Source organism: Aquimarina sp. I32.4 (assembly GCF_002924285.1).
In the GTDB taxonomy this organism is placed as follows: Bacteria; Bacteroidota; Bacteroidia; order Flavobacteriales; family Flavobacteriaceae; genus Aquimarina.
The window spans coordinates 1-18,768 of sequence record NZ_PGUB01000060.1 but is presented as its reverse complement, the minus strand read 5'-3'; the positions used below and the strand labels follow the sequence as shown (position 1 = coordinate 18,768).

Sequence of the window (18,768 nt, the reverse complement as noted above, 5' to 3'; positions counted from 1 at the left end):
TTAATCAATACTTATTCACCAAATTTTATTTGCAATAAGCATTGGTATTACCATTCCTATCACTACTGAAGAAATAACAAGCACCCAATCTTGCTTTGAAAATCTAAAAAGAGCTTGAAATATAAAGTTAATTATAAGTAGCAATAACACCACTACTATTTGTGCCGCTTCTACTCCTAGAGCAAATTCTATTAATGGAAGAATTTTTGAATTTACGTTACTACTAATTAGTTTAAAATAACTAGAAAATCCTAAACCGTGAATCAATCCAAAAAAAATGGTCACTCCATATAATATCGCTACTTTATCATTTTTTCCTGTCTTTTTTGCTGTAAACACATTATATAAACCAGCAATAAAGATAGTTACAGGGATCAAAAACTCCACCAATTTAGAATTTACTGACACTACACCATATACAGCCAAAACCAAAGACATGGTATGTCCTACTGTAAATAAGGTTATTAACACCAATATTCGTTTCCAATTATCAAAGGTATATCCAACTGTGAGAACAATTAAAAAAAGGATGTGATCATAAGCGCTCCAATCCAGCACATGACCAAAACCTAGCTTTGTATAAAGCCAAAATTCTGACATAATTTTACATTTTGAGGTATTGCGACTAATGTACAATTAAATACAACAACGAAGAAATACACAAAAAATTCTTATCAAAAATTTAAGAGAATTCGAAATTAAAAAACAAGAAACTCTTGTAAAACATCAAACCCAACAAATAATAATTTATTGAGGCTAACCTTTTCTAAAAAACACAATAAACTCTATATAAAACACTTACTTGTAACTACAGTTTATTGTTTATATTAAACAATAAACAATATAAAATTCCTATGAAGATTATTACACTAGCAATCGAAAGAAGAAGAAAATATTCTAAAAAGAAAGATAAATCCAACCAAACTATCATTCCTTTATAAAAAATAAAAAGTTCTGTAAGCAGAAATCCAAACATATAGATATAATACCCTTTTTTAGGAATCTTAATCAGATTAAAGTATTCTAAAAAGAAAAATAAGCTAACACTTATTACTCCCAAAAATGTCCAATGTAAATAACCAATTGTAAAATCTAAAATAGTAGTTGCTAGATTTGCAAAATATGGAATTGAAGAAAGCAATTGTAGTACAATCTTAACTATCATCAATACTACAACTGTGTGGATGATTTGTAATTGTAATTTTGAAAGAGTTTTGTTTGTAATTAAATCTGAATCTAACACAATTTTAATAAACAGGATAAAGGCCAACACTTGAAAAAGACAACCTATACCTGCCAAGAAATAATAAAAACCTGACGGTTCTGTCCATAATACCGAAAGAAAAAAGGTTAAAACAATACTTATATTCATTCCTATAAAAAACCTATTAAAGATCTTATTAGAAATTTTTAGATTTTGTTTTTCTAAAACATAAAACATCACTCCAAAAAGAGCCAGTATCATCCACCCATTATATTGAAAATGTAGGTAAAAATATATCGCCAATTTATACCATACAGAATCTGCCTCCAATGTATTCATTATACCTCCTAATGCCCATGGGCCAATACTTGACACAACCATATACCATAATGCAGTTTTTATACATTTATATGATTTTGTGGCTTTATAACTACTAGGGATATTTTTGATAAAAAACCAGACATACCAGTAAGAAGTAAAAAGAAAGAGTGTAGAAAAAATTATTGAGAACAATGCATATCCTTGAAATGGAAAACTAAGCAACATTCCTACCAAAGTGAATTGTGTACACCAAAAAATAATTCGATAATATTTCTCAGCACCACATTGATTTAAATATAACCTATAAAATATTGTTATTATTGCAACATACACCCACCCTAATAGTGCTATATGAGAATGTGCATGTACAATGTATTTATAATTTACTGAAATATCAAACACATACAAAAACCTTAAAAAAACTCCTAATATTGCCGCCAATAAAAAAAAAGCTATCGATATATTAGTGTCCCGTTTTAGGTTTATCATTTCTATAAAATTAACTTAGAAGATCAGCATCTTCTGTACAGTTCTATCATTTTTGATGAAAAAATTAAGCCTTACACTTATCACAGACACCAATCATAAGAAATTGAGTTTCCTGAATTTCAAAGTTTTTTAACTCTGGAACCTTGATTTCATATGATAGACAGGTAACCTTCTCACAGTTTTTACATTGAAAATGAATATGATTATGAAAATCATGTTCTACATCGCAATCACTACATAATGCATAATATGCCTTACCATTTTCACCTGTTACATAATGTACTTTGCCTTTTTCTGCAAAACGATCTAATATTCTATATACTGTCGTTTTATTGATCTTTATTGGCATTGCTTCTAATATGGCATCAGCCGACATTGTGTGCTCTGATTTTGCCAAAATATCAAGTACAAAGTCTTGTTTTTGTGTATTTCTTGTTTTTTTCATCCTTCAGCAAGTAATAAAATTACATTTTTTTGTATTATTGCAATATAGTTGCAATAAAATATTACACTAATGAAATGTACAAAAAAATTGCCAGTCACTCTTCTTTTTACATCTATAGCATCCTGACATTACTAAAGTACAATCATTTACACTAAACAACTATGATAAAAAAACAGAATATCACAGATCAATTTCATATATTTATGACTTACAAAACCATACGCATAAACTGGGATATCATAGGGGTCTCAGCATCTTTCTTATGCATATTACACTGCATACTTTTACCTGTACTAATAACCCTTTTTCCTGTAATAGGATTACCTTTTCTTTCTAATGAATTACATGAACTAATTCTAGTTGGAGCTAGTCTATTAATTGCTTTTGTTGCTATATATAATGGTTACAAAAAATACCATCATAAATCTTTACCTTTTTATATATATCTACTAGTATTAGCTCTTTTTACTATAGGCTTTGTTATAGAAAATCATCTAGTGGAAAAAATAATGCACTTTTCAGCAACAGGGTTGCTAATCACTAGTCATTATTACAACTGGAGATTTATAAAAAGATATAAAAATTGCACTATCAAATCTTTACTATAATCAAAATAGAATTATTCATCCATTTTGTTTCTTTTGTAGATCTTTTCAAAGGTTATTAGCTAGCTACTTCCTTTACTCTTTTAACGGTATCAGATTTTGAAATTGTTAACCGTATAATACTATTTTCTTTTGCTTCTAAATCATGAGGAACTTCCCCTTCTAATGCTACTAGATCTCCTTTTATGAGATTATGGGCCGTACCCTGTACCCCAAAGTCTATTTCTCCTTCAAAAATTTCGACAATAATTGGAAAAGGTGTTTGATGTTCCTTCATTATTTGTCCTTTTTTCATAGCTATTCTTATCTCCTTAGAACTCTCGGTTTCTAATAGTATTTGCACATTAGGTTTGACTGGCTTGTACTCTACTTCTTTCAATATAGATGCTTTTTTCATAATTTTAATTCTATCAAATTAATCTACCCAAAAGTACAGAGGAATCTTCTTCTTTTTTATGATTCAAATCATAGAAATCATGTATCCAGAACCTGTAGACTTTAACCGTTTCTAATAAGAGGGAGAGTTATAACGAAATTTTATTTTCTAAAATGACATCTATAATTTACAATTCAAAAAATTAATTTGATAAAAGCTTATCAGATATCTTTATTTTTTTATTAATCCACTTGGGTTAATCCCAAATTTACGCTTGAAAGCGGTTGAGAAATGTTGTGGGTTTTTATACCCTACTATATCTGACACTTCGTTAACTGATAATTTCTGACTAATCAATATATTTTTAGCCTCTTCCATTTTAACATCTCGGATATACCCAAAAACAGTTGTTCCAAATACACTTTTAAATTCTTTTTTTAAGGTGCATTCATTTGTATTTATTTCTCTAGCTAAATCCGAAAGACTCATAGGGCATCCCAGTTTACTCAAGATTATATCTTTGGCATGATGCATTTTTTCTATGACCGTTTTAGAAATTTTGCATGTAGTAGATTTCAAATCGTATTCTCGTATTTGATCCATTTGAAATAACAACAACTCTAATACTTTTGCTTCAAGAAACATTTTTCTATACCCATTTTTCCATGGGCAATTAATAATTTCATTGATAACAAAATACATTTGAGGTGTAATGGGGTAGCAACTTTGATTTAAAAAACCTATTCTTTTATTTTCTATTATTTTTTTGAACTTACAAAACAAATGATCATCTGGGAGGTATTTTTTAAAAAAATCTGGAGAGAGGTTTACCTCAAAAAAGTACATGTTTTTTGAATTCCAATCTACTTTTCCTTTTATATCATTGCAATAAAATATATTATGCATATTACTATTAACTGAATAATCGTACGGCAATGCATCAATAGATGTAAATGACTCTCCCTGAAGTGTAAAATGCATTTCTACCGTTTCTTGATCATATTCAAAAAAAACGGTTGTTTTATCAAATAACTGGTTATTACCATAACTTATTTTAAAACTATCTAATGCAATTTCTTTAAACCACCCTTTTATCGAATTATAACAGTAAGACACACTAAACTCTTCTACTCCTACACTGTCAACATCATATTGATTTTCACCAAACTCAAACATGATGTCTTCTACATCTTTTAAATACAATTTTAACCCCATCTATTATTGCGTTTTATACGTAAAATTGTGGTTTGTGTATACATGGTTTAGTTATTATCAAATATACCTATTAAAAGTAAATTCGTATAAGTGCATTGCCTTCATTTTTATACTACTTATACAAATACTTTTTAAAACTATACTTTTTATTATTATTCAATCCAATTCATCAAAAAAAAGAAGCATTAAAATTTTCTCCAAAAGTTTTCTCTTACGCTTGAAGCATCGTTATTTAATTTCACAAAAAAAACCTGTGAAACTAATGGTCTCACAGGTTTTTTTGTGAAATTATCTAAAAAATATCAATCTATTTAGATATGCTCAATTATGACAAGGAAGCAGAAACATATTCTTATAATAGAATAATATCTCTACTTCCATTGGATTAAAAAACTAACCCAGTCCCCTCTAACTTAATTAATACTATCATCAAACAACTGCACAACTACGGCTATTGTTTTCTATTTTAGTAGATAAAAGATTCACAGCTATTTCAATATCTCTTATACATTGCTCTACTACACATCGGTCTGTTTTACTATGCAAAACACAAATTCTATTAACGACACCAATAGCAGGCAATTCTGTTAGTGTTATATATATATTTCCTTGAGCACAGATATTTTTACAAAGAGTACGATTTAATTCATCTTCATTTACATCTTCAAAGTGTTTCATTTTAAAAATAACAATAGGAAGGCAAGTGTTATACTCCACAACTTCTAATTGTGGTATCTTTTTTAAGCTTTCAGAGAGAATCACCGCTAAATCTAGTTTTTCATCAAGGCATTTTCTAAAACCTTCAATTCCATGCATTTTTATTGGCAACCAAGCAGACAATCCCCTTGTTTCTCTTAATAATTCTGGGCCATAATTACAAAAATCAACCATTTCTTCTTCTTTAGAGAATCCAGGCATATAACTAGAATTAGGTATCTCAAAAGTCTCTCGTAATTTCTGTTTATCTTTAATTAATAGTCCAGCAGTACCATGAGGTAAGAAGAGTGATTTATGAGCATCTACGGCAATAGAATCTGCTAACTCTATTCCTTTTAATAATTGTTTTCCTCTTTCTGTGATTGCAAAAAAGCCTCCTAAGCACGCATCAACATGCAACCAAATGTTTTGTTCCTGACAATATTTATGAATTTTTTTTATATCGTCTACTACCCCAGTATTGGTAGTACCAGCTGTTGCAACAACACACATCGGGATAAGCCCTTGTTTTTTATCTGCTACAATCAACTCCATAAGATGATCTACATCCATAGATAAATTATCATCTACACTCACAGTTCTTACTTGCCCCTCTACTAGACTCATCATTTTTGCCATCTTTTTTATACAAAAATGACTCTGCGATGAAGTATATACTATATACTTATCTACACTACCGTTATCTATTTGATTTTTTGCACATAATAAACCCATAAAGTTAGACAAAGAACCGCTTGTAGTAAGGTATCCAAAAGCCTTTGAATCATATCCTACAATATCACAAAACCAATGAATAATAACTAAGCATATAGCGTGCCGATAGGCTAGCGCTATATGCTTAGTTATTCCGCTTCCCATTTTAGATATCTCATTGCGTACAATACTATTTGAACCATCACATCCAACAATAAGATCAGCTTTTAAGTTTTTTATCCCATCAGCAGACAAAACTGTTACCTCACCTTTTAAGGGGTTTACTTTGATTGATTCATGGGCAAAATTAATTTTGACTCCTTTTTGTTCAATTCTATCTTGAAATAAATCAGTAACTACTTTTCGTGGTATTGATAAAATATGCTGATTTTCATCTAAACCATAAGGTTGATATGAAATTGTTTTATCTGCATGATGCACTACTCTTTGAGATAAAGGAATTCCTTTCTTATAAAGTGAGCTTACCAACTCTGGTTCTAAATTAATCAACCCTCTATGAGATAGTGTTAGATTAAAAGATCTTCCTGAATGGGTTGTCTTTTTTCTTTTATCAACTGATTTTTCATAGACAGTAACTTCTATACCGCGTTTGGCAAACTCTAAGGCTGTAAAACAACCTATAGGACCTGCTCCAATAACAATAACTCTCATAAGGTTTATTTAACTTTATTATAAAAAGTTGTTACTATTTCTCTAGCTTGCTTAACTGCTTTTTGTTTAGCTTCTTCTACACTATCTGGTTCCCCTAATGTAGGTTCGCAAATAATAGTATTGACATCTGTTATCCCTATAAAGCCTAAAAGCAAATCCATGTACTTTTTTTGAAAGTCTAGCCCTTGCATTTCTGGAGTGCTATATTCGCCCCCACGAGCATAAATAACTGTTGTAGAATTTGCTTTCACAATCCCTGTATATCCAGATTCTGGTGAAAACTGAAAAGTTAATCCTGGCTGAACAAGAATATCTATATAGTGTTTTAATACATAGGGAATCCCAAAATTCCACATTGGGATACTAAATAAATAATGATCTGCAGTTTTAAAACGCTCTACAATTTTCTCAATTTTATGCCAAGCATTAATACCTGGACTAGAAAGACTCTGCCCATGTAAATATGCATACTTTGCATCAATGACATTACCGTTGAATGATGGTAAATCCTCATCCCAAAGATCTAGTACATCTATTTCTATGTCTGGATCTTCTTTAGAGAGTGTTTCAATAAATTCTTTTGCAATTGCTATTGAGGATGAATCATTTTTTCTTGGTGATGATTCTATATATAATAAACGTGACATATTTTTGTGTGATTATAATTCTGGTTACTATTATTTGATATCCTGTAACTGATATTTTTCTACTGTACTTTCTATAACAAAAGGAGCTTTGTTTTCTGGAGCCATAAAAAACCCTTGAAACGCTGCTTTTGGAATCCCTTCTAAAGATTTTAAGTTAAACTTTGATAATACTTCAATAATTATGACTTTCATTTCTCTAAGAGAAAACACTCTACCTACACAGGTACGATTTCCTCCTCCAAAAGGAGTCCAGGTATTACTTTTGGGTTTATTCTCTACAAAACGTTCAGTAGAGAATATTTCTGGGCTATCATAAAACTCTGTAGAGCGTTGCAATAAATAAGTACAGTTTACTATAATAGTTCCCTCTGGAATATAATACTCTCCTATTTCAATAGGTTTTTTTACAAGCCTTACTCCATTAAGTGCTGTTACAGGATGTAGTCGCAATGTTTCCTTAATAACTGCATCACAATAATGTAGATCATTTAGAGAATCTTTTGTTAATAAATCTAAATCTCCTATTTCACCAATCTCCTTCATAAGATTCTCATACACTTTTTTATCATTAAATATGTGTAAGAACACCCATGACAAGGTGTTTGCTGTCGTAGAAAATCCTGTATAGAGTAAACTAAATACTTCATCTCTAATAACCTCATTGGTCAAAGAAGTATCACCATCATCAGCCAACTCTAGTAAAGCAGTCAATAAATCTTCTTTTTTATTAATTCTGGCATCTTGTAGATACCCGTCAAGTTTTTTTTCTACAAACGATCTAATATTGGCATCAGCGGCTAATATATCTTCTCTAGAACTATTAGAGTTTTCTGTTTTTAACAATTCTGAACAAATATACTGTCGTTCTTCTACAGGCATATTTCCACAAATAATTGTACTTATAACTCGAGTTGTTAATTTTTGTAGCGTAAGAAATAACGAAAACTCAGCTCCCTTTTTCCAGCTACTAATTGTTTCTCTTACAATTTTCTGTATAACGGGAACATAATCTTTTGTCGCATTTAACAAACGAGTTAAATTGGATTGCCTAGTACGGTGTAACTCTCCTTCTATATATCCTAAAGATTCTTCTTTGGTATCAAAAAATATTTGATTGGCAGCAGCGGCACTTAATGTATTAAATTCTGCTTTATACATAGACGAGATGTGTTCTGGCCGTGTAAGGAAAACCCAACGCCCATTAACACCTTCAGGTAGCGGATTCTCGTTACCTAGGTTATTCAATTTTAATGTAAACATATGCCCATACTGAGATTTTAAATCTTCTACAAACTTGAATGGGTTTTCACTAAATAGATGTAAATCGTTATTATTTCTTTCTGAAAATCCAGGAGGTAGTTTTTTAGGTTTATTCATTTGTATGTAATTATCAATTGGTTAATTTTAATAAACAATACACTAAACTATTGATGAACTTAGAAAATCCAATATTGGCAAGAATGCATCAGGTTTTAATTTTATTTCCTAATTAACTGTGCTGGGTATTCTACACACTATTTAACACCTATTTATCGCCTTTACTTAGATTAATAAACTTCATGTTGCAACACTCTCTTTCACTGTGCCTATGATTGATTATAAGATATTGTAATTATTAGAACCATACACTTGGCGGATAAATTCAAAAAAAATAAGGGGTATGTATATTTTTTTTGATCAAGGAATTATCTTGAAAACAATCAACCACTTAACATCCTTATTATTTAATTAGTTTTAGCACCCTATATTTTCCTCCGTCTGTAATCATTACAACAACACACAATCCTATTAACAAAAGAGAATATTCAACCCCTTCTCCCTTTTGATTCCCCATCCAATTCATGAAAAAACCATGTTCTCCTTGTACTGTTATAATAATACCTAAAAACAGGACTGTTATTAGAATAGCCCAGATACGTGCAAAAAAACCAAGTATCAATGCCAAAGCTCCAAAAAACTCAATAATGATAACAAGCCATGCTAATAACCAAGATAAATTCATTACCTCAACAAAGAATTTGACTGTTTCTGATGCTCCCATCCCACCAAACACTCCTAAAAGTTTTTGAGCTCCATGAACAAACAGTACAATTCCTGCAAATACTCTGGCAACAAAACCAGCCCAACTAGTGTCTGAAGAACATAGAAATCTATATACATTCATTTCTGTATTTTTTTGCAATGATTAAATTAATTCTAACTTTTTTGATAAAAATATCCATTCGTCTTTGTTGAGTCTAATTAATTCTAAATCAATCAAACTCAACATCAACTTTAAACTATAATCACATAATCACTTTATCTTTGGTCAAATTCAACATAAATTCACTAGAACTAACACAATAAAGCCTTAGTTTGTGAAGGAATCTTTTTTTAATTTGTTTTAGTACTGATATTTGTAGTTCTATTCTATTTAAGTATTTATCTTTTTCTAGATAATCATCTAGAAAAAACACAAGAACATTGTTGCTTATATCCAATATAATACCAGTAAATGCGCAATAAAACCTCATAATCTTTGATTCACTTGATCGTAAGATTATCTCAATTTGAATTAATTGATTAGTTATTACACTTTTGAGAATAATAAAAAATGGTATACATAATTTACTCATACTCCAAAACTATGGAGCTTTAAAACGAAAAAAAATGAACTAGTTTAAGAATCCATTTTTTTTCGCTTTCTTTTTATTCTACTTAAAAATTCGGGAGTAATCCCCAAATAAGCAGCTATATCTTTTTGAGTGATCCTCAACTCAAGTCCTTGATATCTTTCTACAAATTTATCGTATTTCTCTTCTGCAGTCAGAGAACTATTATTACGAACCAAATTTGTAAGAGCCAAATGAGAGTTTTGATGAAGAATTCTAAAAAAAACGTTCAAACTTAGGGATCTTAACATATAAATCTTCTAGGTCTGTTTTTGATAACTTAAGTAACTCAGTTTTTTCTATAGCTTGTAAATATTGAGTTGCTGGTTGTTGAGTTAGAAAACTATATAAATCAGAGTTCCACCAATCCTTAGGAACAAAAGTTATTATATTTTCAAAACCATTGTTATCATATTCATACAGTTTCAAACACCCATCAGTAACAAAATAAGTATACAAAGCTACCTTACCAGGCTCCAAAACAACATCTCTTTTCTTATAAACCTCATAAACCAATTTTGAAGTAAAATAATCTTCTTCTTCTTTAGAAAGAGTTATATGCTTTCCTATATTTTTTAAAATTACATCAAACATATCCTTAATTAATTAGTGTCAAATCGACTTAATTCTTCATTTATTTTTCTCTTGGATAAGCCATCAATAATTACTGTAGCTATACCCTACCTAATTTCTTATTCAAACTAGATGTGCAATAAAAATTTGGATAATATATTTTTTTAAATTTCTTATCATATTTTAACGCAGATAAAAGTCTCCCATAAACAAAAGGGTATCTCTCTCTACATATAATAATATGCTATACGCTGAAATATAGTTTTTGTTTTACTTGAAAATTGTGACAGCAAATAAATTGTGTTTTAGTGTTAAAAAATGATTGCTCTTTTATTATCCAAGCAATTCCCTTTTCTATTTATTCGTGTTGTAGACTTTCGTCTATGAAGTTTGAGTTTGGTTTTTCATTTTTTTATAATTCGACTACTAAATAGACAAATCACAATCAATTTTTGGTTTTATATTTCTCTTATAACGACATAAGAGTAATTATATTTAACTCTTTTATAGAAAATTGTTTTTCTCTCTTTTCTCCAAGATATTATATAAGTAAAATCATTCTGAAAAATAAAAACATGCTATAGTAAAGGTAACAACTCTAAAACAGAAGTGCAACAGTAATTTATCAAAAACTGAAATTATCTTTATATAACTTAAAAAATCATTTTAATTTATCAAAAAAAAATAACCAAACACCTTGCCAACACCTTAATTATCAGCAAAAAAAAGTAAATCCATTATTAATAACCTCTTTCTAAAATAAAAAAATATAGCTTCTTAAAATTCTACAATTTGGAAAACAAAACTAAAATCATTAATATTTGTATAGCAAAATGAAAGAAATCACAACATATACCACACCAAAATTACACCACAGTGAGTGCGATACTCGATGGGTGAATACAATATCTATGCGAAATAGGATGCTACTATATAATTATCTTAATCATTTTTTGAAATGATCTAAAATAAAAACAACTATAGAATTTAAAGCGTCCAAACTACTGGGCGCTTTTTTTATTGAGCTTTTAAAAAAAACAAAATGACAGGAAATAAAAAGGACCAATCCAGTCAAAAAATTGAATTAAAAGACAGAATAAGACATAGAGATTTTGATAATTAATAAAAAACATAAAAGAAAACAGTAAAAAATAGTAAATGAATGAATAAAGGTTGATTAACATACAAAAAATAATAATTGGAAAGTAAGCATCAGATAGAGAGTCTATTGCTAAAACACCCAATATCTGTTGAAAAACGGACAGGGTTTTCTCTGCTTAATTCTCAATGTAAACAACTGAAAATCAATGATTTAAAATAAAAAAATATTTGCTCAATCCAAAGAATATCTGTATCTTTGTACAACAATAAACAACTAACTACAAAAAGAAAAACAATGAAGTCTAATCTATCTAATAACAAGGAACAGGAAACAAGAATATCCCTGTCGTCTGATGCTTTCAGAAGTATCCTTGGAATGGGTTTACACACTTCGATTGTTAACCTTCTTCCAGGAATGATAACTGATATCATTTGCTTCAAAAAAACGGAAACAGTATTTCGTTTATATAAAAAGCAAAATGAAGCAACAATCAAATTCAGTTTCGCTTCTGATAAAGCATCTATATCGTAAGCTTTATAAAAGTAATCATAAGTGATTAGGTGTAGCTCTCTAGCTACACAACAAAACAGTAACAAATAGTAATCCAACTTTGGGTTAACAGCAAATGCTGTCTAAAACCTAAAAGAAGAACAAACTAATAGTACTGTTTAACGATCTCTTATAAATAAGATTACATACATAAACATATACGATGATCAATCAGTATAATTTTATTTATCGGCTAGTATGATATAGTTCGCTACCCTATTTTTAAGAAAATTTCTTCTTAAAACAGAACAGCGCTATACCACAACAGTCTAGATACATTCCTGCCAAATCATGCATTTGGTATGGCTAGATATCTAATGAAATAGATCAGAAAACTGATGCATCAAAAAATCCAAATTACAGCTCGCTACTACCCAAAAAAGGGAAAGTAGGGTATCGCGACTGTAGTTAGGACACTTTCCCGAAAATCAATTGATGAGTTCCCATAGGCAATGGGTATGTAACAACATACCGATCTGGGGTTGACACCTATGGGCGTACCCTAAACTTTGGAATACAAAAAATTTAACACCATGAAAACTCTAAGATACTTACTCGTTCTTACTATATTACTATGCATAAACCTTACCTCCTGTTCACCAGATGATAGCGTTACAGAAAACGAAACCCTACATACCGAAGTATTAGGTACTGATGGGGATAATGAAAAAATAGGTGAAGACGAAAATTAACCAAAATTAATTTAATTTAGTACTTTTGAGGGATGAAACATAATATAGTTGCATCCCTCTTCTTTTTATGTATAGCAATAAGTTTCCTTTTTGATTCCTGTAGCTTTAATAGTACAAAAGACTCAACTTCTTCTCAACTCATCAAGAAAATTGATTCTTTAAATACCTACTATCATACTGCTCTCCATAATTCTAATCCAAAAGAGAAAAGGCTAAAAGCTATTGATGTTTTTCTAAAAGAAACACAACGATTAGACATTGATTCTTTACATCATAAAGGCCTCGCTTTATACGCAAAACTCCTTAATAAATATAGTGGCCCAGAAAAAGCAATTGATCAATCTTATGTATTACTACAACTTGCTCAACAAAATAAGGATAGTGTTTATACAGGAAAAGCATTTTATCGATTAGGATATTATAACAAAAAAATCGGTAATTACCTAAAAGCATTTGGATATTATAATCAAGCTTTTAAGATCTATCGAAATCTTAACGACAGTACCAATGCCAGTGAATCTCTAATGAGTATGTCTGATATTCAAAGTACGTTAGGAGATTATAATGCTAGTAAAACTACGGCAACAGATGGTTTAAAATATAAAGGAAACTCAATTAAGCATAAAACTATTGCAGGGTTATATCACAATATATCCATCTGTTTTTATCAGTTAGGCAATCATAAGAAAGCTTTAGTTTGGAACAATAAAGTCCTTAATTTAACCAAGGATTCATTAATTCTTAAAAAAATAGGAGTTCATCACCTACCCAGTATTAAAATTACTCGTGCAAACATTTTAGCAAAGCAAAAAAATTATCAGGAAAGTATTAATATTTTACAATCCTTGTTAAAAGATAAAAACGTGATTCAAAAAAGAACACGATTTGCACTAATTTTAAGTAATCTGGGACATATTAAATTTCTTCAAAACCCAAAGAATTCAGAAAGTGAATCTTTATTATTAAAAGCACTAGAAATCAGAAAAAAGAAAGGTTCAATAGCTAGCTTAATATCTAGTAATGTACATCTATCAAAATACTATCGTACTAAAAACTTAACAAAATCTCTTTATCATGCTAAGGAAGCGTATCAAAATGCCATAATCAAAAACAATCCAGAATCTATTCTTGAAACTTTAAATCTAATTACCGAATTGAGCCCTGAATCTCTAGAAGATCATCAACGGTTTAAAGATGCTAGTCTTAAGCTTATGCAATTCCGTAAAAAAACTCGAGAAATCTATGCTCCTACCCGATTTGAGAATGAAAGTTTATTAAAAGATAATGAAGAAAAAAACAGAAAAATCTCTGAGGTACATAACCAAAATACCATATATCTACTCAGCATCTTACTATTAATTACAGGTATTGGGTTTGTGGTCTATTTTTTTAGACAACAAATGCGTTACCTGAATCATCAAAATAAAATAGGACAGTTTCAGGCCAGTTATGAGACAGAAACTCGTATTGCAAAAAAATTACATGACGAATTAGGAAACGATATTTTTCAAGTCATGATGCAGTATCAAAATGATCCTCATGATGCTCAAATTAAAGACAAACTAAATAGCACTTATATCAGGGCACGCGATATATCTCGTGAGAACAATGAATTCGAAACAGAAGAAACCTACCCAGAAGAATTGAATAATATGCTACAAAACTATGCTCAAAATGGTATTCAATTATTTGTTATAGGTTTTGACAAAATAGATTGGGGTCAAATAGATAAAACTATTAAGATAACAGTATACAGAGTATTACAAGAATTGATGACCAATATGCAAAAACACAGTCAAGCTTCTGTGGTTAAACTGATGTTTTCTAATACTAAAAAAAACCTGACAATCAAATATTCTGATAATGGCATTGGCATCATAGAAAAACATACAAAATCCAAAAATGGACTAAGGAACACAGAAAAACGTATTCAGGCTATACAAGGAACACTTACCTTTGACTCAGAAAAAGGCAAAGGTTTTAAAGCCGAAATGCAAATCCCTAATTAAAAAGTCAGTAAAATGTTTACTAGAGTATTGGTAGCAGAAGACTATGAGATTGCCAACCAAGGCATTATAAAAATACTAAATGAACAGGTTGGAATCTATGATATAGAGGAAGCAAAATATTGTGATGATGCGTATAAGAAATTTCTAAAAGCACATACTTCTCAAAAACCAATAGAGTTATTAATCACAGACCTTTCTTTTAAGCAAGATGATACTATTCAAACAATAATATCGGGTATCGATCTGATTAAAGACATCAGAGCTTTACAACCTGACATCAAAGTGATTGTGTATTCTCAAGAAGATAGACTTGATAAAATCAATATGCTCTTTGATAGATTCAATATCAATGGATATGTTTGCAAAGGCCAACAAGCAGTAACAGAGTTAATAGCATGTGTAAACGGCGTCTATCAAGGTAATATCATGCTCCCCCCAGAACTAACCGATAATGCTGCTACAAACAACATAATTCACCTAGATGATTTAGATATAATACTTCTGGAAGAATTAGCAAATGGATTCACAAAAAAAGAAATCAGAATCAAACTTAAAAAGCAAAACATATCTCCAAATAGTGAAAGCTCTATTGATAAAAGAGTAAGTAACCTTTTTGATGTTTTCAAAGCCAAAAACACAACTCATTTGGTGGCAGTTGTAAAAGATTTAGGATTATTATAGTATCAATAAAATAAAGCATTTATTTTCATCCCCTAATTTTGTGTCATTTATATGTCATTTCTTTGAAAAATTAATCCTATTAGTGTTAAATTCCTGATTTTTCCTAAAAAAAGAGGTCCAATTACAGATATCTGTAAGGCCATCTCCCGCAGACGTTTTATGTTTGTACCGTAACAGCTAGTGAGTGATAGCAGATGACGAGTTTACCCCAAATCTGAAAAAGATACAAACGACTTAACTACGATGATAAATAAAGATCAAGTAATCATAACTGGAATCATTGAAGGGGACGAAAAAGTATTAACTAGTTTCTACAAAGAAAACATACGATACATACAAGGATATATTCTTAACAATTGTGGAAACCCTGAAGATGTTGAAGATGTTTTTCAGGATGCCTTGGTTGTATTATATCAAAAACTAGGATCGGGTCTTTTGGAATTAAAAGTTCCTGTAAAAACCTATTTTTATGGTATTTGTAAAAATTTATGGAGAAATCGATTGAAAAAAAAGAAAAAAATAACTTATGATAATGAACAATATCGTTTTGAAAAAGGTACCGATGACTCTTTAATAAACGATATTGAAAATCAAGAACGAGAACATCTCTATAGAAAATACTTTCAAAAACTAAGTTCTGGCAACAAAAAACTATTATCTCTTTTTTTTGAAGGAAGATCAATGAAAGAAATTTCAAAAATCACAGGGTATTCAGAAGGATATGCTAGAAAAAAGAAATTCGAAGCAAAAAGACAACTCCTAAAAATGATCGAACAAGACCCTATATATAAGGAGTTAAAAAGTATATTGTAATATATGGATTGAATAATATAAGGTTTATTTCTTTTTTTTAGAGGCTGTAAACTGAAAAAAGGTTTCTGGTTATGTCAACCAGATGAAAATGGAGATTCATTAAGTGTCAACCCTCCAACAAATCAACATGATTATAGTGCACATAAAAAAGGTGAATTAAGAAATTTGTTTGACAAAAGGAACTCTAAGAAGGAGAGTAAAGAATTTTGGTCAAATCTTGACAAAGAAGTTTCTGTATCAGATCATGTGTTTAAAGAATATGTAAATAATATCTTTGCCGAAGAATATCGAACATCTTCGTACAGAACATTGTTAGAAGCAAAGAATAGTCTAATAACGATTAAAGCCTATCATAATTTCATTAATGTATACGAATTACAAGCTAATGGGGAGGATTCTTTTGGTAATATTTGCTGTATGCCGGTAGATTACGCTAGAGATTTATTGCGTGAAGAAGAAATCTAGAAAAAGCGCAGATAATCTGTTAGATTTACATTAATAGATAAATAAAAATGTTAAAAAAACATAGAGAAAGACACAAAAAGTATATCTTTGCAGTAACAGTACACACCACGCTACCCATTAGAACAGCGTCCCAGGGTGTGTCTTTTGCTTTATAGACCTTTCTGTTTTAAAATTACATACTTATTTTACCACTAATATGTTTAAAAAAGAACCAACCACCATACAAGAACAAATACAAAAACTTAAAGATAGAGGTCTAAATATTACTCCCGAAGACAATGCTGAACATTACCTTTCTCATATAAGTTATTATAGATTAGGCGAATATTGGCATTCTATGCAATATAACAAGGAGCAACACCTTTTTAAAGAAAACAGCCGTTTTCCAGACGTTATTGCGCTTTATAGTTTTTGATAGAGAATTACGAATTCTTCTTTTTGATGTTATCGAAAAAATAGAAATAAGCCTAAGAACCAAACTAATTTATTATCTATCTCATGAAGTAGACCCTTGGTGGTTTCAAAACTTTGATTTATTTACCGATAGTATGGCACTTGTGAAAACACTTTCTAATCTTGAGGAAGAATTATCGCGCTCCAAAGACCCAACTATTAAAAATCATAGAAAAAAGCATAAAGATGACCTACGCTTTCCTCCTGCATGGAAATCTCTAGAACAAACCAGTTTCGGTGCCTTATCTAAACTATATGGGAATCTAAAAAACACTGTAAAAGCTAAGGATAAGATTGCACAAGAATATGGAGCAGTAAATCATACCTTTCTACCTAGTTGGTTACAATCTATAGCGCAAATACGAAATTATTGTGCACATCATTCAAGGCTTTGGAACAGAAATTTACCTGGAGCTCCAAAATTGTTACCAAAACCTCCTAATCCCTGGATACTTGAAATAGAAAATGTACCAAGACAATTTAATAAACTATATGTACACCTGTGTTTAATGAAATATTTACTAAATACAGTACAGTCTGGCAATACCTTTACTTCAAAATTAGATACTTTGTTTAAAAAATACCCTAATGTTGATCCGGATGCTCTTGGAATGAAACCTAAATGGCAGAATGAGCCTTTATGGAGTTAAATTAATACTTCATGCTCTAATCAATTATAAAAACAAGTTGAGCAAATTAAAATGAGTTAAGAACCTTAAAATCTAAATAAGATGGATTCTAAACAAAATTTCAATGACTTAAACATTAGTCAACAAAAACACGTTGAAATGTTTATATCCAATAGATTTAATAATGAAAATGTGCCATTTCTAGAACACGAAAATGCTTTTGAATTCCTTAATGAATGGAATCCTAGTGTATTATTAATTGATGGAATGATTAGAGGTTTTTCAAAAGAAGCTTCTAGAACAATAGAATTAATGGTTAACGATCGAAGAAATTTATTCCGTAATTAAACCGATGAAAGAAGTAATAGTTAAAATTACAAGGGCTTTTGATATTGACGATCTAAAGAGTGCTATTCTCAATGAAATAAAAATGGACAATCCCAATGTGTCTTATACTTCGGTGTTTTGACCCCTATAAAACAAGAGTAATCTTTTAAATTTGGATTATTAATTATGCTACTCTATTTTTCATTAAAATTAAGTGTTTGTCTTTGTTCCATTTTTCCATAGGAGTTATTCTTCCCAATAGTCCATGATGCCTTACGTTGTTATAGAAAACCACATATCTTTTTAGTATTTGTTGAATCTCTCCAAATGTTCTATACTCAAATCGTTGAAAGACTTCTTTTTTAAGTATTCCATGATAAGCTTCTACATGTGCATTTTCCTCTGGTGTAGCAACATGAGTAAACTCTTGACTTACCCCT

The 18,768-nt window shown here is 30.1% G+C and carries 20 protein-coding genes and 1 pseudogene; 9 read left to right on the top strand and 12 right to left on the bottom strand.

Annotated features, from left to right (window positions below):
• Positions 1 to 15: 15 nt before the first annotated feature.
• The 3 genes from CVD18_RS13835 to CVD18_RS13825 all read right to left on the bottom strand — a co-directional run bounded on the left by CVD18_RS13835 (position 16) and on the right by CVD18_RS13825 (position 2,459).
• A complete protein-coding gene (locus CVD18_RS13835; RefSeq protein WP_103866034.1) occupies positions 16 to 600 on the bottom strand; it encodes a HupE/UreJ family protein in 585 nt (194 codons plus the stop codon).
• Between the two features lie 208 nt (positions 601 to 808).
• Positions 809 to 2,014 carry a hypothetical protein gene (locus tag CVD18_RS13830; protein WP_103866033.1) on the bottom strand — a complete coding sequence of 402 codons (1,206 nt, stop codon included), beginning with the start codon at positions 2,012 to 2,014 and terminating at the stop codon, positions 809 to 811.
• A gap of 64 nt (positions 2,015 to 2,078) precedes the next feature.
• The gene (locus CVD18_RS13825) at positions 2,079 to 2,459 is read right to left on the bottom strand and encodes a Fur family transcriptional regulator (RefSeq protein WP_103866032.1); all 381 of its coding nucleotides are present in this window, start codon (positions 2,457 to 2,459) and stop codon (positions 2,079 to 2,081) included.
• A gap of 161 nt (positions 2,460 to 2,620) precedes the next feature.
• Between CVD18_RS13825 and CVD18_RS13820 the strand changes: the two genes are divergently transcribed.
• Positions 2,621 to 3,067, top strand: a complete 447-nt coding sequence (locus CVD18_RS13820) for a MerC domain-containing protein (protein ID WP_103866031.1) — start codon at positions 2,621 to 2,623, stop codon at positions 3,065 to 3,067.
• A gap of 55 nt (positions 3,068 to 3,122) precedes the next feature.
• On the opposite strand, the gene CVD18_RS13815 is transcribed toward CVD18_RS13820, so the two are convergent.
• From CVD18_RS13815 to CVD18_RS13775, 8 genes are all read right to left on the bottom strand, one after another.
• Entirely contained in the window at positions 3,123 to 3,461 is a 339-nt protein-coding gene (locus CVD18_RS13815) for a cupin domain-containing protein (protein ID WP_103866030.1), read from the bottom strand.
• Between the two features lie 210 nt (positions 3,462 to 3,671).
• Complete coding sequence (locus CVD18_RS13810) at positions 3,672 to 4,655, bottom strand: AraC family transcriptional regulator (protein WP_103866029.1); 984 nt, start codon at positions 4,653 to 4,655, stop codon at positions 3,672 to 3,674.
• Between the two features lie 429 nt (positions 4,656 to 5,084).
• Entirely contained in the window at positions 5,085 to 6,737 is a 1,653-nt protein-coding gene (locus tag CVD18_RS13805) for an FAD-dependent oxidoreductase (RefSeq protein WP_103866028.1), read from the bottom strand.
• Between the two features lie 5 nt (positions 6,738 to 6,742).
• On the bottom strand, positions 6,743 to 7,384 hold the full coding sequence (locus CVD18_RS13800) for an FMN-dependent NADH-azoreductase (protein ID WP_103866027.1): 642 nt from the start codon (positions 7,382 to 7,384) through the stop codon (positions 6,743 to 6,745).
• 30 nt (positions 7,385 to 7,414) lie between these two features.
• Positions 7,415 to 8,761: a cytochrome P450 gene (locus CVD18_RS13795; protein WP_103866026.1), complete on the bottom strand. Its 1,347-nt coding sequence runs from the start codon at positions 8,759 to 8,761 to the stop codon at positions 7,415 to 7,417.
• 343 nt (positions 8,762 to 9,104) lie between these two features.
• Positions 9,105 to 9,548 (bottom strand): DoxX family protein, encoded by a 444-nt coding sequence (locus CVD18_RS13790; RefSeq protein WP_103866045.1) that lies wholly within the window; start codon positions 9,546 to 9,548, stop codon positions 9,105 to 9,107.
• A 495-nt stretch (positions 9,549 to 10,043) separates the two neighbouring features.
• Positions 10,044 to 10,229 (bottom strand): helix-turn-helix domain-containing protein, encoded by a 186-nt coding sequence (locus CVD18_RS13780; RefSeq protein WP_158250461.1) that lies wholly within the window; start codon positions 10,227 to 10,229, stop codon positions 10,044 to 10,046.
• 22 nt (positions 10,230 to 10,251) lie between these two features.
• Positions 10,252 to 10,629 carry a Crp/Fnr family transcriptional regulator gene (locus CVD18_RS13775; protein WP_103866023.1) on the bottom strand — a complete coding sequence of 126 codons (378 nt, stop codon included), beginning with the start codon at positions 10,627 to 10,629 and terminating at the stop codon, positions 10,252 to 10,254.
• Between the two features lie 1,375 nt (positions 10,630 to 12,004).
• Here CVD18_RS13775 and CVD18_RS13770 point away from each other — a divergent pair.
• The 8 genes and pseudogenes from CVD18_RS13770 (at position 12,005) to CVD18_RS13740 (ending at position 18,349) form a co-directional block, all read left to right on the top strand.
• A complete protein-coding gene (locus tag CVD18_RS13770; RefSeq protein ID WP_103866022.1) occupies positions 12,005 to 12,241 on the top strand; it encodes a hypothetical protein in 237 nt (78 codons plus the stop codon).
• Positions 12,242 to 12,792: 551 nt separating this feature from the next.
• Entirely contained in the window at positions 12,793 to 12,951 is a 159-nt protein-coding gene (locus tag CVD18_RS22620) for a hypothetical protein (RefSeq protein WP_158250460.1), read from the top strand.
• Positions 12,952 to 12,983: 32 nt separating this feature from the next.
• Positions 12,984 to 14,960, top strand: coding sequence for an ATP-binding protein (locus CVD18_RS13765; RefSeq protein WP_103866021.1), 1,977 nt, complete (start codon positions 12,984 to 12,986; stop codon positions 14,958 to 14,960).
• 12 nt (positions 14,961 to 14,972) lie between these two features.
• Entirely contained in the window at positions 14,973 to 15,641 is a 669-nt protein-coding gene (locus CVD18_RS13760; protein ID WP_103866020.1) for a response regulator, read from the top strand.
• A 243-nt stretch (positions 15,642 to 15,884) separates the two neighbouring features.
• Positions 15,885 to 16,454 carry an RNA polymerase sigma factor gene (locus CVD18_RS13755; RefSeq protein WP_103866019.1) on the top strand — a complete coding sequence of 190 codons (570 nt, stop codon included), beginning with the start codon at positions 15,885 to 15,887 and terminating at the stop codon, positions 16,452 to 16,454.
• Between the two features lie 165 nt (positions 16,455 to 16,619).
• Complete coding sequence (locus CVD18_RS13750) at positions 16,620 to 16,919, top strand: hypothetical protein (RefSeq protein ID WP_103866018.1); 300 nt, start codon at positions 16,620 to 16,622, stop codon at positions 16,917 to 16,919.
• Between the two features lie 196 nt (positions 16,920 to 17,115).
• Positions 17,116 to 18,022, top strand: a pseudogene (locus tag CVD18_RS13745) (Abi family protein).
• A gap of 81 nt (positions 18,023 to 18,103) precedes the next feature.
• Positions 18,104 to 18,349: a hypothetical protein gene (locus CVD18_RS13740; protein ID WP_103866017.1), complete on the top strand. Its 246-nt coding sequence runs from the start codon at positions 18,104 to 18,106 to the stop codon at positions 18,347 to 18,349.
• A gap of 163 nt (positions 18,350 to 18,512) precedes the next feature.
• Here CVD18_RS13740 and CVD18_RS13735 read toward each other — a convergent pair.
• A partial coding sequence (locus tag CVD18_RS13735) for an integrase core domain-containing protein (protein ID WP_146052742.1) occupies positions 18,513 to 18,768 on the bottom strand: 256 nt, incomplete at its 5' end.